This window comes from Streptomyces canus, from assembly GCF_001514145.1.
GTDB classification, from domain to species: Bacteria; Actinomycetota; Actinomycetes; order Streptomycetales; family Streptomycetaceae; genus Streptomyces; species Streptomyces canus.
The window spans coordinates 438,893-460,597 of sequence record NZ_KQ948659.1; the positions used below are offsets into that span (position 1 = coordinate 438,893).

At 70.9% G+C, this 21,705-nt stretch carries 19 protein-coding genes; 7 read left to right on the forward strand and 12 right to left on the reverse strand.

The annotated features are described in order from the left end of the window. Positions 1 to 19: 19 nt before the first annotated feature. Complete coding sequence (locus AQJ46_RS15620) at positions 20 to 322, forward strand: hypothetical protein (protein ID WP_059206152.1); 303 nt, start codon at positions 20 to 22, stop codon at positions 320 to 322. Positions 323 to 367: 45 nt separating this feature from the next. Beyond that, positions 368 to 1,468 (forward strand): calcium:proton antiporter, encoded by a 1,101-nt coding sequence (locus AQJ46_RS15625; RefSeq protein WP_059206153.1) that lies wholly within the window; start codon positions 368 to 370, stop codon positions 1,466 to 1,468. Here AQJ46_RS15625 and AQJ46_RS15630 read toward each other — a convergent pair. Together AQJ46_RS15630 and AQJ46_RS15635 are read right to left on the reverse strand one after the other, a co-directional pair. Further along, positions 1,458 to 2,762, reverse strand: coding sequence for an MFS transporter (locus AQJ46_RS15630; RefSeq protein WP_225887336.1), 1,305 nt, complete (start codon positions 2,760 to 2,762; stop codon positions 1,458 to 1,460). The genes AQJ46_RS15625 and AQJ46_RS15630 overlap by 11 nt on opposite strands. 62 nt (positions 2,763 to 2,824) lie before the next feature. After that, positions 2,825 to 3,871: a S66 family peptidase gene (locus tag AQJ46_RS15635; protein WP_059206155.1), complete on the reverse strand. Its 1,047-nt coding sequence runs from the start codon at positions 3,869 to 3,871 to the stop codon at positions 2,825 to 2,827. Between the two features lie 84 nt (positions 3,872 to 3,955). On the opposite strand from AQJ46_RS15635, the gene aroQ reads away from it, so the two are divergent. Beyond that, the gene (gene aroQ, locus AQJ46_RS15640; RefSeq protein WP_059206156.1) at positions 3,956 to 4,429 is read left to right on the forward strand and encodes a type II 3-dehydroquinate dehydratase; all 474 of its coding nucleotides are present in this window, start codon (positions 3,956 to 3,958) and stop codon (positions 4,427 to 4,429) included. A gap of 46 nt (positions 4,430 to 4,475) precedes the next feature. On the opposite strand, the gene AQJ46_RS15645 is transcribed toward aroQ, so the two are convergent. The 5 genes from AQJ46_RS15645 to AQJ46_RS15665 form a co-directional block, all read right to left on the reverse strand. Continuing rightward, the gene (locus tag AQJ46_RS15645) at positions 4,476 to 5,228 is read right to left on the reverse strand and encodes an amino acid ABC transporter ATP-binding protein (protein ID WP_277922253.1); all 753 of its coding nucleotides are present in this window, start codon (positions 5,226 to 5,228) and stop codon (positions 4,476 to 4,478) included. Beyond that, positions 5,225 to 6,121 carry an amino acid ABC transporter permease gene (locus AQJ46_RS15650; protein ID WP_059206157.1) on the reverse strand — a complete coding sequence of 299 codons (897 nt, stop codon included), beginning with the start codon at positions 6,119 to 6,121 and terminating at the stop codon, positions 5,225 to 5,227. The genes AQJ46_RS15645 and AQJ46_RS15650 overlap by 4 nt, the downstream gene beginning before the upstream one ends. Then, on the reverse strand, positions 6,118 to 7,002 hold the full coding sequence (locus AQJ46_RS15655; protein ID WP_059206158.1) for an ABC transporter substrate-binding protein: 885 nt from the start codon (positions 7,000 to 7,002) through the stop codon (positions 6,118 to 6,120). The genes AQJ46_RS15650 and AQJ46_RS15655 overlap by 4 nt, the downstream gene beginning before the upstream one ends. 302 nt (positions 7,003 to 7,304) lie before the next feature. Continuing rightward, positions 7,305 to 7,961: an MBL fold metallo-hydrolase gene (locus tag AQJ46_RS15660; protein WP_059206159.1), complete on the reverse strand. Its 657-nt coding sequence runs from the start codon at positions 7,959 to 7,961 to the stop codon at positions 7,305 to 7,307. A gap of 10 nt (positions 7,962 to 7,971) precedes the next feature. Further along, entirely contained in the window at positions 7,972 to 8,658 is a 687-nt protein-coding gene (locus AQJ46_RS15665) for a maleylpyruvate isomerase family mycothiol-dependent enzyme (RefSeq protein ID WP_059206160.1), read from the reverse strand. 229 nt (positions 8,659 to 8,887) lie between these two features. On the opposite strand from AQJ46_RS15665, the gene uvrA reads away from it, so the two are divergent. Then, a complete protein-coding gene (gene uvrA / locus AQJ46_RS15670) occupies positions 8,888 to 11,902 on the forward strand; it encodes an excinuclease ABC subunit UvrA (RefSeq protein WP_059206161.1) in 3,015 nt (1,004 codons plus the stop codon). Positions 11,903 to 12,023: 121 nt separating this feature from the next. Here the strand turns inward: uvrA and AQJ46_RS15675 are convergent, their stop codons facing one another. From AQJ46_RS15675 to AQJ46_RS15690, 4 genes are all read right to left on the reverse strand, one after another. Next, positions 12,024 to 12,935 (reverse strand): carbohydrate kinase family protein, encoded by a 912-nt coding sequence (locus AQJ46_RS15675; protein ID WP_059206162.1) that lies wholly within the window; start codon positions 12,933 to 12,935, stop codon positions 12,024 to 12,026. After that, on the reverse strand, positions 12,932 to 14,077 hold the full coding sequence (locus AQJ46_RS15680; RefSeq protein WP_059206163.1) for a LacI family DNA-binding transcriptional regulator: 1,146 nt from the start codon (positions 14,075 to 14,077) through the stop codon (positions 12,932 to 12,934). The genes AQJ46_RS15675 and AQJ46_RS15680 overlap by 4 nt, the downstream gene beginning before the upstream one ends. A 135-nt stretch (positions 14,078 to 14,212) precedes the next feature. Then, a complete protein-coding gene (locus tag AQJ46_RS15685; protein WP_059206164.1) occupies positions 14,213 to 15,169 on the reverse strand; it encodes a hypothetical protein in 957 nt (318 codons plus the stop codon). 212 nt (positions 15,170 to 15,381) lie between these two features. After that, positions 15,382 to 15,756, reverse strand: a complete 375-nt coding sequence (locus AQJ46_RS15690; RefSeq protein WP_057618368.1) for a response regulator — start codon at positions 15,754 to 15,756, stop codon at positions 15,382 to 15,384. Positions 15,757 to 15,963: 207 nt separating this feature from the next. Between AQJ46_RS15690 and AQJ46_RS15695 the strand changes: the two genes are divergently transcribed. Then, the gene (locus AQJ46_RS15695; protein WP_059206165.1) at positions 15,964 to 17,334 is read left to right on the forward strand and encodes an ABC transporter substrate-binding protein; all 1,371 of its coding nucleotides are present in this window, start codon (positions 15,964 to 15,966) and stop codon (positions 17,332 to 17,334) included. 193 nt (positions 17,335 to 17,527) lie between these two features. Next, the gene (locus tag AQJ46_RS15700) at positions 17,528 to 20,269 is read left to right on the forward strand and encodes a PAS domain S-box protein (RefSeq protein ID WP_059206166.1); all 2,742 of its coding nucleotides are present in this window, start codon (positions 17,528 to 17,530) and stop codon (positions 20,267 to 20,269) included. A gap of 109 nt (positions 20,270 to 20,378) precedes the next feature. Here AQJ46_RS15700 and AQJ46_RS56215 read toward each other — a convergent pair whose 3' ends face one another. Then, positions 20,379 to 20,540 carry a hypothetical protein gene (locus tag AQJ46_RS56215; RefSeq protein ID WP_167362989.1) on the reverse strand — a complete coding sequence of 54 codons (162 nt, stop codon included), beginning with the start codon at positions 20,538 to 20,540 and terminating at the stop codon, positions 20,379 to 20,381. 247 nt (positions 20,541 to 20,787) lie between these two features. Between AQJ46_RS56215 and AQJ46_RS15705 the strand changes: the two genes are divergently transcribed. Further along, positions 20,788 to 21,462, forward strand: coding sequence for a response regulator transcription factor (locus AQJ46_RS15705; protein WP_059206167.1), 675 nt, complete (start codon positions 20,788 to 20,790; stop codon positions 21,460 to 21,462). The last annotated feature ends 243 nt before the right edge of the window (positions 21,463 to 21,705 follow it).

A 21,705-nucleotide genomic window follows, 5' to 3' on the forward strand; every position in this document is an offset into this window, starting at 1 on the left:
TGGCCGGCTGGAGACACCCATGAAGTTCGTGCAGATCATCGGCTTCGAGACCCAGCGCATGGAAGAGATGCAGCAGCTGCTGCAGGAGGCGGGGCAGCGCAACGCGGGCAGGACGGGCGGCCCGACCCACCGCATGCTCCTGAAGGACCGGGACAAGCCCAACCACTATCTGGCGCTGATCGAGTTCGACTCGTACGACGAGGCCATGCGCAACAGTGACGACCCCGAGACGAGCAAACTCGCGGAGCAGCTGGGCGCCCTGAGCATCGGAGAGCGCGTCTACACCAATTGCGACGTCCTGGAGTCCGGCGACATCAAGTAGCCCGGGCACGGTGCGGAGCCGGTCGGCCTCTGCGACGATCGCTGCATGATCGCTCGGCTCCCGACGCTCACCACGAGCTGGACGTCCGCCGTGCCGGTGCTCGCGGTCGTCCTGCTGGTGTTCACCTGGGGGCGCGATCTGCCCGGCGCGGTCGTCGTGCTCGTGACCCTGCTTCTCGCGGGGGCCGTGCTGGCCGCCGTGCACCACGCCGAGGTGATCGCCCACCGGGTCGGCGAACCGTTCGGCTCCCTCGTCCTCGCCGTCGCCGTCACGATCATCGAGGTCGCCTTGATCGTCACCCTGATGGTGGACGGCGGCGACAAGAGCTCGACCCTGGCCAGGGACACGGTCTTCGCGGCCGTGATGATCACCTGCAACGGCATCGTCGGCATCAGCCTCCTCGTGGCCGCACTGCGCCACGGCACCGCGGTCTTCAACCCCGAGGGCACCGGCGCCGCCCTCGCCACGGTCGCCACGCTGGCCACGCTGAGCCTGGTGCTGCCGACGTTCACGACGAGCAAGCCGGGCCCGGAGTTCTCCGCCACCCAGCTGACCTTCGCCGCGCTGTCCTCGCTGATCCTGTACGGCCTGTTCGTGGCGACCCAGACCGTGCGGCACCGCGACTACTTCCTCCCGATCACCCGTCAGGGCGAGGTGATCACCACCGAGGACCACGCCGACGCGCCCACCGCCCGTACCGCGCTGACCAGCCTCGGCCTGCTGGGCCTGGCCCTGATCGGGGTGGTCGGCCTGGCCAAGGGAGTGTCGCCCACCATCGAGTCCGGGGTCGCCAAGGCGGGACTTCCACAGGCCGTCGTCGGCGTGATCATCGCCCTGCTGGTGCTGCTCCCCGAGACCATCGCCGCATTGCGCTCCGCACGCCGCGACCGGGTGCAGACCAGCCTCAACCTCGCCCTCGGCTCGGCCATGGCCAGCATCGGCCTGACCATCCCCGCGGTCGCTCTGGCCTCCGTCTGGCTCTCCGGCCCGCTCGTCCTCGGTCTCGGCCCCACCCACATGGTGCTGCTGGCCCTGACCGTGGTGGTGAGCTCGCTGACGGTGGTTCCCGGCCGGGCCACACCGCTCCAGGGCGGTGTCCACCTGGTGCTGTTCGCGGCCTACCTGGAACTGGCGGTCAATCCATAGCGGGTTGAGCCGCCGCCACGGGCATCGGTCGCGTCTCCGGCAGCAACGCGAAACACCCCAGGCTGAGCAGCGCGATCCCGGTCAGATACGCGCCCACCCCCCAGGGCACCCGCCCGCCGTGCTCCACCAGCGCCGTCGCCACGATCGGCGTGAGCGCGCCTCCGACGACCCCGCCGAGGTTGTAGCCGACCGCGGCACCCGTGCAGCGCACCCGCGGCTCGTACAGCTCCGGCAGATAGGCGGCGATCACCGCGAACATCGTGATGAACGCGATCATCGCGCCCAGGAAACCGAGGAACATCAGCAACGGCTCCCCGGTCGCGAGCAACGCCACCATCGGGAACATCCACAGCGCCGCCGCCGCGCACCCGGTCAGACACAACGGCCGCCGCCCGTACCGGTCGCCGAGCAGCGCCACCACCGGCGTGAGCGAGCCCTTCACGAGCACCGCGGCCATGATGCAGGTCAGCATGACGGTACGGCTCACCCCGAGCCGCTCCGTCCCATAGGCGAGGGACCACGTGGTCACGGTGTAGAAGATCGCGTACCCGATCGCGAGCGCCCCGGCCGTCAGCAGCACGAGCCGCCCATGGTCGCGCACCACCTCGGCGAGCGGCACGCGCGCGTGCTCCTCGATCTCCAGGAAACCAGGGCTCTCCGGAAGAGAGGAGCGCAGCCGCAGCCCCACCGCCGCCAGCACACCGGCCGCCCAGAACGGCACCCGCCAGCCCCACGCGGCGAACTGCGCCTCGGACAGCGCGGTCGACAGCGCCAGCACCACCCCGTTGGCGAGCAGGAATCCCAGCGCGGGCCCCACCTGCGGGAAGCTCGTCCACAGCCCGCGCCGCTCGGCGGGCGCGTGCTCCGCGGTCAGCAGCACGGCCCCGCCCCACTCCCCGCCGAGCCCCAGCCCCTGCAGAAAGCGCAGCACCAGAAGCAGCACCGGCGCGGCCACCCCGAGCGTGTCGTACGTCGGCACACAGCCGACCGCGACCGTGGCGGCGCCGGTCAGCAGCAGTGAGGCCACGAGGACCGGACGCCGTCCGCGCCGGTCCCCGATGTGCCCGAACAGCACCGAACCGAGCGGCCGTGCGACGAACCCCACGCCGAAGGTCCCGAAGGCGGCCAGCGTCCCCGCCACCGGGGAGAACGTCGGGAAGAACAGCGGCCCCAGGACCAGTGCCGCGGCTGTCCCGTAGACGAAGAAGTCGTAGAACTCGATGGCCGTCCCGGCGAGGGAGGCGGCCGCGAGCCGCGGCATGGAGGGCGCCCTTACGGTGCGTACGTCGTGCATGCCGCGTCAACTACCCACGGTGATCGGCGGTTACGGGGGCGCGTGAGCGCGCTCGGGAGTGATCAGTACGTGACGGTGATGCGCCGGGCGGGACCGTCGACACGGACGAGACCGCCGTAGGGGATGACGAGTTGTGGATCGGTGTGTCCGTAGTCCACATCGAAGACGATGGTGGTGTGCGGGGCATAGATGCGCATGGCCCGCAGTACGGCCTCGCGCTGGTCGGCGGCGTAACGATCCGCCTCCGCGGGGCTGTTGGGCCGTTCGAAGGTCCACGACTTGGGGCGGCCCCACAGCAGCGCGGAGAAGCGCTGGAGGAGTCCGCGCTCGCCCATGTTGCGCAGGGTGCGGAAGACCTCGACGTCGCTCGGCATCTCCTCCGAGGTCTCCAGGAGCAGCACTCCGCCGTCGTACTGACTCAGGTCACGCGCGATCTCGCGGTCGGCCATCAGCAGCCAGCCCACGATCTCCAGACAGCCGCCCCAGGCCCGGCCCTCCACCGTCCGGTCGGCGTTCACCCAGCTCCAGCCGTTGCCGGGACGGGTCTCCGGTTCGGCGTCGAAGGTGGTGGGGTCCGCCCAGTCACGGTCGACGTCCCGCCAGCGGGCGGCCGGAGTCAGTTCGTACGCGCCCGAGGTGAACAGGGCCGCCCGCAGGGAGTCGGCGGTCAGCGTGCTCATGGCGACCGGCCGTCCGAGCGCGGTCATCACGGTCGCGCCGTGGTAGCCGACGATGCCGGTGCTGTACAGGAACGCGAGCAGGTTGGTGTTGTCGCTCATCCCGAAGAACGGCTTCGGGTTCGCCCGGACCAACTCCCGGTCCAGGAACGGCAGCACGGTGATCTGGTCGTCGCCGCCGATGGACGCCATGACCGCCTTGACGGCCGGGTCGGCGAACGCGGCGTGGATGTCGTCGGCGCGCTCCTGGGGCGTCGAGCCCATCCTGCGGGTCGACGGATACTCGACCGGCTCCAGCCCGTACTCCTTGCGCAGCCGCTCGAGCCCCAACTCGTAGGGCCGAGGGAAGAGTCCCGGCAGACCGGCGCCGGGGGAGACGACGGCTATGCGGTCGCCGGGTACGGGCTTGGGCGGGTACGAGATCGTCGTCATGCCCGGAGGGTACGGGCCGCACCGCGCGTGGCGCACCGTGATAAACCGGGTCCGAGCAGCCCGCCTTCACCGACCGGAGGAACCGTGCCCCGCACCCTGGCCAACGCCCCGATCATGATTCTCAACGGCCCCAACCTGAACCTGCTGGGTCAGCGTCAGCCGGAGATCTACGGCAAGGACACCCTGGCCGACGTCGAGGCCCTGTGCGCCAAGGCGGCCGCCGCGCACGGCGGCACGGTGGACTTCCGGCAGTCGAACCACGAGGGCGAGCTGGTCGACTGGATCCACGAGGCGAGGCTCCAGCACTGCGGGATCGTCATCAACCCCGGTGCCTACTCGCACACGTCGGTCGCGATCCTGGACGCACTCAACACCTGTGACGGGCTGCCGGTGCTGGAGGTGCACATCTCCAACATCCACCGGCGCGAGTCCTTCCGGCACCACTCCTACGTCTCGTTGCGCGCGGACGGAGTCATCGCCGGCTGCGGGGTGCAGGGGTACGTCTTCGGCGTGGAGCGCGTCGCGGCGCTGGCGGGGCCGGCCCAGGCGGACGTGTAAGGACCGATGTCCTGGGCGCACGGTCCTTACCGCCGCCTCGCCACCGCTACAGCCGCCCCGCCTCCACGATCCGCTTCAGAAAGCGCTGCGTGCGCTCCTGCTGCGGGTCGCCGAAGATCTGCCCGGCGGTCCCGCGCTCGAGCACCACACCCGCGTCCAGAAAACACACCTGGTCGGCGACCTCGCGCGCGAAGCCCATCTCGTGCGTGGCCAGCATCATGGTCATGCCGTCGCCCTTCAGGTCGCGCACGACGTTCAGGACCTCGCCCACCAGCTCCGGGTCGAGGGCCGCGGTGATCTCGTCGAGCAGCAGCAGGCGGGGGCGTACGGCGAGGGCCCGTACGATCGCCACCCGCTGCTGCTGGCCGCCGCTGAGCCGGTCGGGGTACTCGCCGGCCTTGTCACCCAGCCCGAGTCGCTCCAGGAGTTCGCGGGCGTGTTCCTCGGCCTCCGCGCGGGCCACTCCGTGCACCCGGCGCGGGGCCAGCGTGATGTTCTCCAGCACCGTCATGTGCGGAAAGAGGTTGTACGCCTGGAAGACCACGCCGATACGGCGCCGTACCGCGTCCTGGTCGACGCGCGGATCGGTGATCTCCTCGCCGTCCAGCCAGATGGCGCCGTCGTCGATCTCCTCCAGGAGGTTGGCGCAGCGCAGCAGGGTCGACTTGCCGGAGCCGGAGGCACCGATAAGGGCGGTCACCGTGTGCGGGGCGACCTCCAGGTCGACGTCCCGCAGCACGACCGAGCCGCCGAAGGTCTTGCGGACGGACTCCATCCGCAGCACCGGTGCGTCGCTCATGTGGTCCCTCCCTGGGCCCGCTGACGGTCCATCCGTGCCGTCACCCAGTCCGTGAAGCGGGTCATCGGGATGGTCAGCGCCACGAACACCAGGCCCGCGACGATGTACGGCGTGTAGTTGAGGCTGCGGCCGACGATGATGTCCGCGGCCCGTACGGCGTCGATCGCGCCGCCGATCGACACGAGACCGGTGTCCTTCTGGAGGGACACCAGGTCGTTCAGCAGGGGCGGCACCTGGCGGCGCACGGCCTGCGGGAGCACCACATGACGCAGCGCCTGCCGGTTGGAGAGACCCAGCGAGCGGGCGGCGGCGCGCTGCGAGGGGTGCACGGACTCGATGCCGGCGCGGAACACCTCGGCCACGTACGCCGAGTACGTCAGCGTGAGGGCCGTACCGCCCAGCAGCACAGGGTCGACCGTCACGCCCTGGAGCCGCAGCGCCGGGACGCCCAGGACGACGATCATGAGGTTGATGATGAGCGGAAGCCCGCGGAAGAAGTCCGTGTAGGCGGCGGCCAGGAAGCGCAGCGGGAAGAACACCGGGCCGCGCAGCGTGCGGGCGATGGCGATCAGCATGCCGAGCACCAGCACGGCGACACCGCAGATCAGCAGCAGCCGGACGTTCAGCCACAGCCCTTCGAGGACCTTCGGGAACGCCTCGCCCGCGTACTGCCCGTTGAAGAACGTCTCCTTGGTGCGCGGCCAGCCGGGCGCGCTGACGACGACCAGATAGAGCACGACGGCGGTGACCAGCGTCGAGACCGCGGCGATCGCCGTCGCGCGGCGGGCGCGGGCACGCTTGACACGCTCCCGCTCGATCCGCCGCTGCGACGGTGTGTACGAGTCGTCCGCGTCGGGTGTCCCGGCGCCGGACTCGTCCTTCGTGAGCGTCACTTGAGCACCGGGGCGTCGACGGCGTCCGACAGCCACTCCTGCTCCAGCTTGGCCAGCGTGCCGTCCTTGCGCAGGGCGTCCACGGCGGCCGTCACGCAGGAGGTGAGCGCGCTGCCCTTGTCGAGGACGAGGCCGAACTGCTCCGGCGTGCCGCCCTGGTTCTCGAACTGCCCGACGATCGTGCCGTCCGTGACCTCGGCCGCCGTGATGTAGAAGGCGGTCGGCAGGTCGACGACGATGGCGTCCACCTGGCCGTTCTGGAGCGCGGACTTGGCCTGGTCGTTCTTGGCGTACGCGGCGGCCTCCCGCGTCGGCTTCACCACGTCCTCGATGTAATTGAGGCTGGTCGTGCCGACCTGGGCGCCCAGCTTGAGGCCCTTCAGGTCCGCGATGCTCTTCGCCTTGGCGGCCTTGGTGCCCTTGAGCGCGATGACGGCCTGACGCACGTCGTAGTAGCCGGACGAGAAGTCCACGGCCTTCTTGCGCTCGGCGCTGATCGACACCTGGTTGATGTCGAAGTCGAAGGTCTTCTCACCCGGCGCGAACGCCTTGTTGAAGGGGACGCTCTGCCAGACGACGGCGCTCTTGTCATAGCCGAGCTGCTTCGCCACGGCATAGGCGACGGCCGACTCGAAGCCCTTGCCGCTCGCGGGCTTGTCGTCCTTGAACCACGGCTCGTACGCGGGCTCGTCGGTCGCGACGGTCAGTTTTCCGGAGCTCTTGGTGGCCAACTTGCCCTTGGCGCAGGTGGTTCCGGTCGACCCCGAGGCCTTGGCGCTCGCGTCGTCCTCCGACTGCGGAGCACAGCCGACGGCGGTGGCGAGCAGGGCTATGGATGCCGCGACGGCGGCGCGGCGCAGTGCGCGGGGGGCAAGGTGCATGGCGGGAGAGTGGCAGTCCAAAGTCCCGTTTGTCGAGGTCACGACGGCAATTGTCCGCATATTGGGAACGTGTGTTGCATTCTTGTGAACGCTTTTCGGACAGGACGCCGGGGCCGCCGGTCGAGGGCGGGGATAGAAAGACCGGCGGCCCGTACCGCGCAGGAGCCGTCATCCTGTGCGGGGCTGCTCCCAGTTGACTGCGCAACCATGTGCGCCGGGAGCGCGTGCGTGACACCGGCGTGTGTGAAGAGTTCACACGGGGCGCGTGCGAGGGGTATGCGCGGGGCGCATACCCCTGGGGTTCACCACCCTCGCGCGCGCCACTCCGGCAGGTGCGGCCGCTCCGCGCCCAGCGACGTGTCGTTCCCGTGTCCCGGGTACACCCAGGTCTCGTCCGGCAGCGCGTCGAAGATCTTCGTCTCGACGTCGTGGATCAGGCTGGCGAACGCCTCGGGATCCTTGCGGGTGTTGCCCACCCCTCCCGGGAACAGGCAGTCCCCGGTGAACACATGGGGATGCCCGTGGGGGTCGTCGTAGACGAGGGCGATCGAGCCCGGGGTGTGCCCGACCAGGTGGCGCGCGGTCAGCTCCACCCGCCCCACGCGGATGACGTCGCCGTCATCGACCAGGACGTCGGTGGGCACGGGGATGCCTTCGGCGTCGTCCCGGCCGGCATACGTACGCGCGCGCGTGGCCGTGACGACCGCGGCGAGCGCCTGCCAGTGGTCGCCGTGCTGATGCGTGGTCACGACGGATGCGATGCCGTCGTCGCCGATCATTCCCAGCAGGGTGTGCGCGTCGTTGGCCGCGTCGATCAGCAGTTGCTCGTCGGTGGCCCGGCAGCGCAGCAGATAGGCGTTGTTGTCCATCGGGCCGACCGCGATCTTGGTGATCATCAGGTCCTTGAGCTCGTGCACGTCGGCGGGCCCGCCGACCGTCACCTGTCCGCTGTACGTCATGGCGGTCAGCCTATAGCGGGGGCAGTGAGGGGAGGGTGCCGTCGTGGACCGTCAGTGCCGAGCCGTCGCGGCGGCCGGCCAGCCAGCCGAGCAGGTCGGCCCGGCCCCCCGTGACGACGAGCGCCATGTCGCCGGGGCCGCCCGTCGGGATCCGGCGGCCGTCGTCCTCCACGAGCAGCAGGGAAGGAACGCCGGGGTGACCCCGGAAGCGCTCCGCGAGGAAGGTGATCTCGCGCTGGACGAAGTCCTCCGGAAGATCCTCCAGCTCGTACCCGATCCCGAGGTCCACGTGGTGCAGCTCCACCTCGACCCACCGCCGGAACGGCACCCGGGACGCCGAGTCGGTGACCCCGTTGCGGAGCTCGACCGTGCGCGACCAGTCGGCCGGTGCGGCCCCCACGTCCTGGAAGCGCTCGGCGCTGTCGCGGAGGTCGGCGAGCTGGACGTCGAGGGGGCGCGGGGCGTCGCGCTCGATGTCGGCGTCGCGCGCTTTTGCGGAGGCGTACATGGGCTGTCCCCGCAGAACGTTCACGAGGGCGTCGGCATTGCGGGACAGATGGGCGAGGACATGGCCGCGGCTCCAGCCCGGCAGCCGTGACGACTCGGTCACGGACGCGTTGTCCAACGTGGCGGCTGCGGTCAGGAGCCGCTCGGTCGCGCCACGTACAGACACCAGGTCATGAGCGTGATCAATCATGCTGCTGACCCTAGCCCCGCCACACCTTTGGGTGAAGGTGGTGAAGCAGTGCCGTAAATCGAAAGCGCGTGCTATATGGTCGGGTGCGGCGTCGGGCATGCTGGATGGTCGGGGATTGTTATGCCTCCGGGGAATCCGACCGGCGTTGTCAGTGGCTCCCCCTAGTCTGAGAAAGCACGGGGGCCCCGCCCCTGTCACTCCTCTCAAGCCAAGAAAGGTGCGGACCGGCGTGGCCGACCGTCTCATCGTCCGTGGCGCGCGCGAGCACAACCTGAAGAACGTCTCGCTCGACCTGCCTCGCGACTCGCTCATCGTCTTCACGGGCCTGTCCGGGTCGGGCAAGTCCTCCCTGGCCTTCGACACCATCTTCGCCGAGGGCCAGCGTCGCTACGTGGAGTCGCTCTCCTCGTACGCCCGCCAGTTCCTCGGCCAGATGGACAAGCCCGACGTCGACTTCATCGAGGGCCTCTCGCCCGCGGTCTCCATCGACCAGAAGTCGACCTCGCGCAACCCGCGCTCGACGGTCGGCACCATCACCGAGGTCTACGACTACCTGCGCCTGCTCTTCGCGCGCATCGGCAAGCCGCACTGCCCGGAGTGCGGCCGCCCGATCTCGCGCCAGTCGCCGCAGGCCATCGTCGACAAGGTCCTGGAGCTGCCGGAGGGGAGCCGCTTCCAGGTGCTCTCGCCGCTGGTGCGTGAGCGCAAGGGAGAGTTCGTCGATCTCTTCGCCGATCTCCAGACCAAGGGTTACAGCCGTGCGCGCGTGGACGGCGAGACCATTCAGCTCTCCAACCCGCCCACGCTGAAGAAGCAGGAGAAGCACACCATCGAGGTGGTCATCGACCGCCTCACGGTGAAGGAGTCCGCCAAGCGCCGTCTCACCGACTCGGTGGAGACCGCCCTCGGCCTCGCCGGCGGCATGGTCGTGCTCGACTTCGTCGACCTCCCCGAGGACGACCCCGAGCGCGAGCGCATGTTCTCGGAGCACCTGTACTGCACCTACGACGACCTGTCCTTCGAGGAGCTGGAGCCCCGTTCCTTCTCCTTCAACTCGCCCTTCGGCGCCTGCCCCGACTGCTCCGGCATCGGCACGCGCATGGAGGTCGACCCGGAGCTGATCGTCCCCGACGAGGACAAGTCCCTCGACGAGGGCGCCATCCATCCCTGGTCGCACGGGCACACCAAGGACTACTTCGGCCGTCTGATCGGTGCCCTCGCGGACGCGCTGGGCTTCCGGACGGACATCCCCTTCGCCGGGCTGCCCCAGCGCGCCAAGAAGGCTCTCCTCTACGGCCACAAGACGCAGATCGAGGTCCGCTACCGCAACCGGTACGGCCGCGAGCGGGTCTACACGACCCCCTTCGAGGGTGCCGTTCCCTTCGTCAAGCGCCGGCACAGCGAGTCCGAGAGCGACGCCAGCCGCGAGCGCTTCGAGGGCTACATGCGTGAGGTGCCCTGCCCCACCTGTGAGGGCACCCGGCTCAAGCCGCTCGTCCTCGCGGTCACCGTCATGGGCAAGTCGATCGCCGAGGTCTCCGGCATGTCCATCAGCGACTGCGCGGACTTCCTGGGTGAGCTGAAGCTCAGCGCCCGTGACAAGAAGATCGCCGAGCGGGTGCTCAAGGAGGTCAACGAACGACTGAAGTTCCTGGTCGACGTCGGCCTGGACTACCTCTCGCTGAACCGCGCGGCCGGCACCCTCTCCGGCGGCGAGGCCCAGCGCATCCGTCTGGCCACCCAGATCGGCTCCGGACTCGTCGGCGTCCTGTACGTCCTGGACGAGCCCTCCATCGGCCTGCACCAGCGCGACAACCACCGGCTGATCGAGACCCTGGTCCGGCTGCGCGACATGGGCAACACGCTCATCGTCGTCGAGCACGACGAGGACACCATCAAGGTCGCCGACTGGATCGTCGACATCGGCCCCGGCGCGGGCGAGCACGGCGGCAAGGTCGTGCACAGCGGCTCCCTGAAGGAGCTGCTCGCCAACGCCGAGTCGGAGACGGGCCAGTACCTGTCGGGCAAGAAGGCCATCCCGCTGCCCCACATCCGCCGCCCCCTGGACCCGTCCCGGAAGCTCACGGTGCACGGAGCCCGCGAGAACAACCTCCAGGACATCGACGTGTCCTTCCCGCTGGGCGTGTTCACCGCGGTCACCGGTGTCTCCGGCTCCGGCAAGTCGACCCTGGTCAACGACATCCTGTACACGCACCTGGCACGCGAGCTCAACGGCGCGAGGAGCGTCCCGGGCCGGCACACGCGCGTGGACGGCGACGACCTCGTCGACAAGGTCGTGCACGTCGACCAGTCGCCCATCGGCCGCACCCCGCGGTCCAACCCGGCGACGTACACCGGCGTCTTCGACCACGTCCGCAAGCTGTTCGCCGAGACCACCGAGGCGAAGGTCCGCGGCTACATGCCCGGCCGCTTCTCCTTCAACGTCAAGGGCGGCCGCTGCGAGAACTGCGCGGGCGACGGCACCATCAAGATCGAGATGAACTTCCTCCCGGACGTCTACGTCCCGTGCGAGGTCTGCCACGGCGCCCGCTACAACCGGGAGACCCTGGAGGTCCACTACAAGGGCAAGTCCATCTCCGACGTCCTCAACATGCCGATCGAGGAGGCCACGGACTTCTTCGAGGCCGTCCCCGCGATCGCCCGCCACCTCAACACCCTCAAGGACGTCGGTCTCGGCTACGTCCGTCTCGGCCAGGCCGCGACCACCCTGTCCGGTGGCGAGGCCCAGCGCGTGAAGCTCGCCAGCGAACTCCAGAAGCGGTCCACCGGCCGTACGGTCTACGTCCTGGACGAGCCGACCACCGGTCTGCACTTCGAGGACATCAGCAAGCTGCTGAAGGTCCTGTCCGGCCTGGTCGACAAGGGCAACACCGTCATCGTCATCGAGCACAACCTCGATGTGATCAAGACGGCCGACTGGGTCGTCGACATGGGCCCCGAGGGCGGCGCGGGCGGCGGACTCGTCGTCGCCGAGGGCACCCCGGAGGAGGTCGCCGGAGTCCCGGCCAGCCACACCGGCAAGTTCCTCAGGGAGATTCTCGGCGCCGACCGGATCAGCGACGGGGCCGCGGTGAAGGCCCCGCGCAAGGCACCGGCCAGGAAGGCGGCCGCGGCGAAGCAGACGGTCGCCGCCAAGTCGCCGGCGAAGAAGACGGCGACGGCCAGGACGACGACCAAGGAGGCCGCGCCCGCCAAGAAGACGACCCGGGCCCGCAAGGCCTGAGACTCCGGGGGCGGCGAGCCGACCACATCCGGAGCAGTCACACGACGAGCGGTGCCCCGCGGGAACTCCCCGCGGGGCACCGCTCGCTCCGTCGTCAGCCCCTTGGGCCGACGGTCGCTGCCTACAGCCCGCCCAGTTCGGACGCGTACGGCGGCTGCGCCCCCGCCCGTGAGCAGGTGATCGCGGCCGCGCGGGCCGCGAACCGCAGCAGCCGGGTCCAGTCCTCGACGCCCAGGCCCGCGAGCGCCGCCGGGGACAGCGCGTCGAGGGTGCCCAGGCCGTGCAGCAGGGCCGCGTTCACGGTGTCGCCGGCGCCGATGGTGTCCACGACGTCGACCTTCTCGCCCGGCACGGCGAGCGCCGCCCCGTCCCGGGTGAACACGGTCAGCCCGTCACCGCCGTGGGTGACCACGACGGCCGAGGGCCCCGAGGCCAGCCAGTCGCGCGGGGTGCCGCCCAGCCACAGCGCGTCCTCCTCGGAGAGCTTGAGCAGCGACACCGACGGCAGCCAGCTCTTGAACCGGGTCCGGTAGGCGTCCGCGTCGGGGATCAGCCCGGCCCGGATGTTCGGGTCGAGCGCGGTGAACACACCCTGCGCGGCCGCGGTCCGCAGCAGCTCCTCGTAGGCGCTCGCCCCCGGTTCCAGGACGAGCGAGCAGGTGCCGAAGGACACCGCGCGCGTGTCGGTCGGGAGCGAGGCGGGGGCGGTGAACAGGCGGTCGGCGGTGCCGTCGACGTAGAAGGAGTAGGCGGCCGAGCCGTTGGTGTCGATCGTGGCGACGGCGAGCGTGGTGGGTTCCGCACCGCGCTGCACGGGGGACACGTCCACCCCCGCCTCCCGCAGCCCGTCGAGCAGGGCCTCACCGAAGGCGTCGAGCGAGGTGCGGGAGCAGAAGGCGGTGGGGGAGCCGAGCCGGCCGAGCGCCACGGCGGTGTTGTAGGGGCCGCCGCCGAGCGCCGGCGTGAGGCTCGCGAGGGCGCCCCTGCCCTGCGGTACCAGGTCGATCAGGGCCTCACCGGCGACGACGATCACGAGACGTTTCCTTTCTCGAACTGCGAGGGCTGGGAAGGCTGAGAGGACGGGGAGGAGTGGGAGGACTGCGAGGGCCGCCCCCGCTCCCCGGAGTCGGGGCAGCCGCATGACGTGCGGTGGACGAAGGCGCAGTCGAGGCGCACGGTCCGGGCGGGCCGGTCCGGCGCGGCGAGGCGTTCGAGGAGCACACGGACCGCCTGCGCGCCGATCTCCCTGCTGGGCTGGGCGATCGCGGTGAGCCGGGGCGAGAACAGGTCGGCCCAGGCGAAGTCGTCGAAGCAGCACAGGGCGAGGTCGTCCGGCACCGTCAGACCGCGGTCGCGCAGGGCGCGCAGGGTGCCGATGGTCATGGCGTTGTTGGCGGTGACGAGGGCGGTGGGCGGTGCGGCGCGGGAGAGCAGGGTGGCTGTGGCCCGTTCGGCTCCGGCCGACGCGGAGTCGCCGTGGACGACGAGGTCGTCGTCGTAGGGGAGGCGGGCGGTGGTGAGGCCCTGGCGGTATCCGGTGATCCGTTCGGCGGTGGTGCTCAGCCCGGGCAGGCCCGCCACCAGGCCGATGCGCCGGTGGCCGAGTCCGGCGAGATGGGCGACCAGCCGGGCCATCGGCCCGGTGTTCTCGGCGCAGACCTGGTCGAAGCGCTGCGGGCCGTCCGCCGGATCCTCGACCGCACCGCCGACCGCACCTTCGATCACTCCGTCGATCACACGGTCGAGGAACACCGTGGGGACCCGGTGGCGCCCGAGATAGGAGACCAGCTCGCGCGGGTCCGCCGAGGGCGCGACGATCATGCCGTCCACACGCCTCTCGTGCAGCAGCTGGACGACCTTGCACTCGTGCTCGGGATCGTCGTGCGGATCGGCGATGAGGAGGCTGTAGCCGTGTTCCAGTGCACCCGCCTCGACGCCCTGGAGGATCTCCGTGAAGTACGGGTTGCTGATCGCCGACACCGCGAGCCCGATGGAGCGGGTGCGGGAGGTCACCAGGGAGCGGGCGAGGGTGTTGGGGGTGTAACCGAGCTCGTCGACGGCGTCCAGCACGGCCTGGCGGGTGTGGGGCAGGACCGGCCGGGTGCCGTTGAGGACGTGCGAGACGGTCGCCACGGACACCCCCGCGCTGCGTGCCACGTCGGCCATGGTCGGCATCGGGTTCCCCTCCCGGAAGGACGCCCACAGGGCACCGGAACGGCGGCCCACGGCTCGGAAGGTATCCCATTCAGCGCGGCACGTAAACGCTTGCGCAAACGTTTACGTGCCGTCACCGACCTGACGTCACCCCACTCACTCCCAGTCCCACCCGATCCCCACGACCCCCGACCGCACCCGCTGCTCGACGAGGTGCACCGAGTGGTGGTGGCCGGTGAGGGCGAGTTCCTGGCGGCCGCTGCGGGGGGCCGCGGGGGAGTGCTGGGCGAAGCGGTGGCAGCGCAGGGGCAGGGCGTTCTCGTCGAACCGGACCTGGAGCGCGTACTGACCGCCTGGTGAGCCGAAGCCGCGGACGTACTCGCGGGACACTCCGGCCGTGCCGTCCTCGACGCAGTAGCGGAACAGGAAGGTGTCACCCGCGCGCAGCCGGGCGTCGAGGAGCAGCTCGACGACGAGCACCCCCGTGTCGTGGTGCCAACGGACGCGTCCCGTACGGCAGTTCTCCAGGGCGTGCACGGTCATGAGCTCGGGCCTGCACCCCGGGTCGCCGTGATGGACGGCCATGAAACGGTCGACGCCCTCACGGTGGGCGCGCACGATGTGGTGCGACTCGCGGGCGCGCAGCTCGCGGCGCGCCCCGATGTCTATCCGCTCGTGGTGGCCGAGAGTGTGCAGCCCGCCGTCGGGCGGCGAGTCCAGCTCGCCCATCAGCTGTTCGAGGACGTCCGAGGCCGCGAGGAGGGAGCGGTAGGAACGGGTCGCGGGCCGCTCGGCGGCCGACCGGTCGTCGTGCTCGGCGAGCAGCCGGATCAGCGACTCCTCCGGCAGCTGCAGGATCTCCTCCAGCGCCCGTACGGCCCGCAGCGACTCGGGGCGCTGCGGGCGCCGGGCACCCTGCTGCCAGTAACTCAGGCTGGTGACGCCCACCCTGACCCCGTACCGCGTCAGATGGTGCTGGACGCGCTGCAGCGGCAGCCCCCGGGCGGCGATCGCGGCGCGCAGCGCGACGTGGAAGGGGCCGCCTCGCAGGGCCGTGTCCAGTTCCGCTTCGGCGACGGTCGCGACGTCCGCGTGCTGTGTGGCGTGCGGCATGCAGGGGCCTCTCTGTGCAGGTCCGGGCGGCTGGTCAGGCCGTTCGTGAGGGTGCGTCGGGGCCGTCCGCGGCAGAGTCGCAAGGAGGCTTCACATCCGTACGCCGTGGTTCCCGCCCCGAGTTCCCCCGCATTGAAGCGTGTTGACCAAGTCCCGACAACACCTGCCGCCGAACGATGGCGCACTCCCGGCCGGACGGAGGACCCTCCGTTTCAGGCGGGCGGGCCCTCCCCGTCGCCGCCCAGCAACTCCCTGATCGCCCGCGCCGACAGCGCCGACTTGGGCAGAAAGCCGCGCGCCGGACTGCCGGCGACCAGTTCCTGGACGTCGTCCAGCGCGTGTGTGGAGATCAGGATGATGACGCAGGAGACACTGCGGGTCAGCTCCACCGCCACGTCGAACCCGCTCTCGCCGTCGAGTTCGAGATCGACCAGCACGATGTCCGGGGTCAGCTCGGCGGCCTGGGCGAGAGCCTCGGTACCCGACAGTGCGACGCCGACGACAGGTATCCCGTCGCGTTCCAGCAGACTTCGCGCGGCCTCCAGGAACCGGATGCTGTCATCGACGAGAAGACAGCGCATGGACATGCGCACAGGGTCCCAACCGTCCGGGGATCGCGCTTTCCGGCTACCCGGAAAGAGTCGGGACGGATTGCTTCCCGGCACCTGGAATGTGCTCAAGTTCGGTGCCGCACAAGACAGTTCCCGCTCACGCAGCGCAGCGAGAGGTCACGGGCGGTAGCATGTGGGCTGCCCTGGGGAGGCCGTGCGAGTCCGGTCGAGTGGGGGTGTGCGATGAAAGCGCCGCTCGGAGACGTCGGAAGGGGCCATGGGCGTCGTGCCCTGGGCCCGGTGCTGGTGGCAGCCGCGCTGCTGCTCGCCGCGTGCGGTGGCGGCGACCGGGGCGAGCGGATCCGCACCGACACCACCTGCGACGGCAGGATCGAGGGCACCGCGCAGGTCACCGTGTGGTTCCACGCGGGGCCGAGCGCCGAGTACAACACGCTGCTCCGCCAGGTCAACGACTTCAACAGAACGCAGCGGGAGGTGCGGGTCGAGGTCGTCACCCTGCCCGAGCAGCGGCCGTACAACGAACTGGTGCTCTCCGCCGCGGCCAGCGGCGACCTGCCGGACCTGCTCGACTTCGACGGACCCCGGCTCTACAGCCATGCCTGGTCCGGCAGGATCAAGCCGATCGACTCCTGCCTGTCCGACGGCCTTCGGAAGGACCTGTTGCCCTCGATCCGCCAACAGGGCACCTACGCGGGCAGGTTGTACGGGATCGGCACCTTCGACTCCGGGCTCGGGCTTTATGTGCGGCCGTCGGTGCTGAAGAAGGCCGACATCCGTGTTCCCCGGGGCACCGAGGACGCCTGGACCGTCCGCGAGTTCACGGACATCCTGCGCACCCTGCGCAAGGCGGGGTACCGGTATCCGCTCGACATGGGCCTCGTCGACGCGAAACCCGGCGAGGAGTGGAGCACCTACGGCTTCGCGCCCGCGGTGTGGTCGGCGGGCGGCGATCTCATCGACCCCAGGACGTTCCGGACCGCCGACGGCTTCCTGAACGGACCCGAGTCGGTCGAGGCGCTCACCACCCTGCAGAACTGGGTGCAGGAGGGGCTCGTCGAGCCCGGCAGGAGCGAGCAGGCCTTCGTCCAGGAGCGCAGTGTCATCTCCTGGACAGGCCACTGGTGGTATCCGGACTACACCAGGAAGTTCCCCGGTGACCTGGCGATCGTGCCGTTGCCCGACTTCGGTGAGGGCACCGTGACCGGGATGGGCTCCTGGCAGTGGGGCGTGACCTCGGGCGGGGCCGACGGCGACGCCGTATGGCGCTTCCTCGCCTATCTGCTGAAGCCGGACCAGATCCACCGGATGAGCGTGGCCAACGGCGCGATCCCGGCCACGCGCAGCGCGGTGAAGCTCTCGCCCGAGTACGCCGAGGGCGGTGCCGAGCGCCTGTTCATCGCGCAGTTGACGGACGGCGTGGCCCGGCCGAGGCCGCGCACACCCGCCTACCCGGCGATCACCGAGGCGTTCTCCCGGGCCTTCCCGAAGATCATGATCGACATGGCTCCGGTGAAGGCCACGCTCGACGAGGCGGTCGAGGCCATCGACAAGGACCTCGCCGCCCACGACGGTTACCCGAAGGGCGGATCGTGAGCCGTCGCCGTGCGGGTCGCGTGACTCCCGGGACGCATGGACGGCAGCGGAGTTCACGGGCATGCTGAAGGGGCCGGGCCACGACCGGCCGTGCCCTGCACGGGCGTGTGAAAGCGCCCTCCACAGAGGGGTGTTTCGCATGACGGAACCCAACGGCACCACGTACGGAAGTGTCGGCGCCTGAGGCCCTGTCATGCGCCGCTCACCGCTCAGACGACGCCCCGGGGTCCCGCACCGCGTCCCGCTGCTCGCCCGGCTGCGCGTCGGCCGGAAGCTGATGTTGCTGGTCCTGCTGCCGGTGACCGGGCTGCTCGTCCTCACCGCCGTCAGCTCCGTGTCCCAGTGGCGGGAAGCGCGGTCCCTGCGTGACTTCCACACCGGCACCGAGGTGTCGTTCGCGACGGCGGAGGTCACCGACGCCGTCGCAGGCGAGCGGCTCGCCGCCGTCAAGGCCCGGCTGCGCCCCGGCCCGGACACGCCGGCGGAGCGGACCGGGGCCGAACGCGCCACCGACCGGGCCCTGGAGCGCGCCGTGACCCGCGCCGACTCGTGGTCCGGATCCGACATCGCCGGCGACCTCGATGCCCTCGGCCGTCAACTGCACTCCCTGCGCGTCCAGATCACCACCGGATCACTCACCGCCACCGACATCGCCGAGCAGTACGGCAACGTCGCGGCCACCCTGCTCCACGACGTCACCGCCCTCGAAGCCGGCCGTCCCACCCGGGCCTCGGGCCGCGCCGCCGACGCCCACATCGCGCTCCTGCGGGCCATCGAGGCCGCCGACCGGGAACAGGCGGAGGTCGCCGCCCTGCTCGCCGGGCCCGCGGGCCGGCCCACCGGCGCCGGACGCTGGCCCGCGCTCGAGGCGGCCCAGCTGGACGCCTTCCGGGAGAACACCTCGGCCGAACTGCGGACCCAGCTGTACGTCATCCAGTTCCGGGACCCCGGCCGAGCCGTCCGCAGAGTCCGGGACCTGCTCGCCACCGCCCGCCCGGAGAGCGCCGCCTGGCCCTCGTACGAACGCTGGCTCGCCGACTCCGGGGCCCGCATCGCCTCCTTGCGCGGCATCCAGGACCGTGCCGCCCGCGAACTCGACGCCACGGCCGGCCACGACCGCCGTGACGCGGAGCTCCGCGTGGTGCGCGACCTCACCGCCTCCCTGGCCGTGCTCGCCCTCGTCACCTTCCTCGCGCTCGCGCTCAGCCGGTCGATCACCCGGCCCCTCGGCCAGGTCGCCGCGGGCGCCAGGGCACTGTCGTACGGCGATCTCTCGTACGACATCCGGTACGCCGGCCGCGACGAACTGGGCGATGTCGCCGACACCTTCCGCGAACTGCGCGTGACCACCGAGCGGCTGGCCGCCGAGATCCGCGCCATGAACACGGCGATCGACCACAACCACCTCGAACACCGCGCCGACGAGGCCTCCTTCGAGGGCACGTGGAGCCAGCTGCTGGGCGGCATGAACGACACCATGGCCTCCTTCGCGGCGGCGCACGGGCGGCGCGAGGAGGCCGAGCAGGAACTGGCGAGCATCTTCAACCTCTCTCTGGACCTGCTCTGCATCAGCGGGACCGACGGCTACTTCAAGCGGGTCAACCCGGCCTTCGAGCGCATCCTGGGCCACCCGCGCGAGACGATCCTGTCGATGCCGTTCATCGAGTTCGTGCACGAGGAGGACCGGGAGACCACCCGTGCGGCCCTGGCCCGGCTGGCCGACGGCGTCGAGGTGGCCGAGTTCGAGAACCGCTACCTGCGCGCGGACGGCACCGAGTGCTGGCTGCAGTGGAGCGCCCGGCCGGTCCTGGAACAGGGCCTCATCTACGCCACCGCCCGCGACGTCACCGAGAGCCGCCGCACCGCCCGGGAACAGGCCGCCCTGCGCCGGGTCGCCACCCTGGTGGCCCACGGCGCCCCGCCGTCCGAGGTGTTCGCGAGGGTGGCCGAGGAGGTGGGGGACCTGCTGGACACCACCGCGGCCGTGCTGCGGCAGGAGCCCGACGGCAGCCAGACGGTCCTCGGGACCGTGCTCGGCATCCCGGAAGAAATCGAAGAGGCGACGCGCAAGGAGCGCAGCGAGGCGGGGTACGAGGCGATCGACGCGGTCACCCGGACCCGGCGCGCCGCCCACGTCGGCCACGCCGTGGGCGCGCCCATCGTCGTCGACGACCGGCTGTGGGGGTTCGTGGTCGCGGCCTCTCCCCTGGAGATGCTGCCGGTGGGCACCGAGTCGCGGCTGGCCGACTTCACCGAACTCGTCGCCACCGCCATCGCCAACGCCGACAGCCGCGACCAGCTGAGCGACTCACGCGCGCGCGTGGTGGCCGCGGCGGACGCCTCGCGGCGGCGCATCGAGCGCGATCTGCACGACGGGGTCCAGCAGCGGCTCGTCGCCCTCCAGCTGGATCTGCGGCTCGCCGAGACCCTGGTGACCGACCGGACCTCGGAACTCGCCGAACAGCTCGTACATGTCGGCAAGGGTCTCGACGACGCCTTCCAGGACCTGCTCCAGGTGGCCCGGGGCATCCACCCGGCCATCCTCTCCAAAGGCGGCCTCGGGCCCGCCCTGCGCTCCCTGGCCCGCCGCTCCGCTGTCCCCGTCGAGCTCGACCTGAAGCTGCCCGCGGCCCGGCTGCCGGAACAACTGGAGGTGGCCGCCTACTACGTGACCTCCGAATGCCTCACCAACGCGGCGAAGCACGCGCACGCGCGCGTGGTGGAGGTCTCGGCGCAGATCGGGGACGGCGTCCTGGAGCTGACCATCCACGACGACGGCGCCGGAGGCGCCGAGCCGGGACGCGGTTCCGGGCTGATCGGTCTCATCGACCGGGTCGAGGCGATCGGCGGCAAGCTGGCGGTCAGCAGCCCGCCCGGCGAGGGCACGACCATGGACGTGCGGCTGCCCCTGGGCGGGCCCTCGCCGGACCGGTGACCGCCCGGGGCGCACGCCGGGGGAGTTCGTCCAGGTGGGGGAGCCTGAACTGGGTGACGTCGCGTACGCTCCGGGCGGTCCTGTCGGACGGAGAGGCATCCGTCCGGCTCTAGAGGCGGTGGGTTCCGCCGTTCTGTGCGGTCTGCAGCCGCTTGGCACGCACGATGTCCGGGTCCCTCGGGTCCAGGACGTCGACCGTGCCGTACGTCTCGTCCGGGTACCGACGGGCACGGACCGGCCGCCGCTGCTTCTCGATCCGTGTCCGCCGCATGTCCCGCACCCTTCGGCCGTGCGACCTTCCGTCCCTCGCCCGGGACGGCCGGTCGGACTGCATCTGCACTCGTTCGAGAATCGCCCGGACACGTCCTGATGTCGTCACGGCAGGCCTCCAATTCCGCTTCCGGCTAGCCGTAAACCCAAGGGTGGGGCAGGCTGTTGGGGCGCGGGCAGCGGGCGGGTCCGGGGGAGCTCCGACCTCGGACGACGCACCGCACAGGCCTGGCGAGGGGGGCTGGGGCATGGACGACGCATCGCAGCAGCCAGCACGGGGACGGGTCGTCCTCGCCGACGACGACATCCTGCTCAGGGAGGGGCTCGCCAGCCTGTGCGAGCGCATCGGATACCAGGTCGCGGGCCAGGCCGGTGACGCGGTCCGGCTCCTGGAACTGGTCGACGAGGAACGCCCCGAACTGGCGATCGTCGACATCAGGATGCCTCCGGACCACTCGACCGAAGGCCTCAAGGCCGCCCGCACCATCCGTGAGCGCCACCCCGACACCGGCATCCTCGTCCTGTCCGCGTTCGTCGAGGTCGAGGAGGCCCTGGAACTGCTGGCGAGCGGCCGCAAGGTCGGCTACCTCCTCAAGAGCCGGGTCACGGTCGTCGACGAGTTCATCGAGGCCCTGGAGCGCATCCGCCGGGGCGGCTCGGTGGTCGACCCCTCACTGGTACAGGAGCTGTTCTCCGCCCAGCGCCGTGACGACCCGCTCGCCCGTCTCAGCGCCCGCGAGCGCGAGGTCCTCGCCCTGATGGCCGAGGGCCGCTCCAACGCCGGCATCGGCCGCCGCCTGTGGGTCACCGAGGGCACCGTCGAGAAACACGTCCGCAGCATCCTCGGCAAACTCGCCCTCACGGAGGACACCGACGACCACCGCCGGGTGCTGGCCGTGCTGACGTTCCTGGAGTCGCGCTAGGGCCTCCGGCGGACAGCGGGACGGGCGCCTGTGTGTCGTCCAGGACGTCTCACCGCGCCAGTCGCCGGAACGCCGCGATCGAAGAGGTGCCTCGTCCACGGCGGGCCAAGGCGCGCATCACGTGGGTGAGCAGGCACTGGTCCAGCGGCATGGTCGGCAGCCGGGCCGCCGCCGGCTGGGCGAGAGCGGCCTCGCACGCCTCCGCCGGGTGTCGGGTCCACCGGCCGCCTCCCGTCGCCCACC